Here is a 269-nt window from a genome sequence, read left to right on the forward strand (position 1 = left end):
GATGGCCGCAGGCGTGAACCCTGCTTCTTTCGAGAGCCGCTTAAACTCGTCGGAGCGCAATTTCTTGTCGGCGATGGTGCGGGTGTGCTGCCAGTCTTTGGACTGCTTCAGCAAGCCATGGCGGCGTAGTGCTTCGCCTAAAATGGCGTTGTACAAACGCCTACCCGCCTCCATGCGCCCGATCAGTATCCGGTCTTCACCGGGTTTCACAACCAGGGGAATGCTGAGAACAAAGGTGGGCGTGGCGGTGCGTTTCATTTGTGCTTTTG

General features: G+C 57.2%; 1 pseudogene. It reads right to left on the reverse strand.

Annotated elements, in window-relative coordinates:
• Window positions 1–258: pseudogene (locus IV91_RS16540) on the reverse strand (transposase); the annotation flags it as partial.
• Window positions 259–269 lie beyond the last annotated feature (11 nt).

This window comes from Ferrovum myxofaciens (assembly GCF_000735045.1).
Taxonomy (GTDB): Bacteria; Pseudomonadota; Gammaproteobacteria; order Burkholderiales; family Ferrovaceae; genus Ferrovum; species Ferrovum myxofaciens.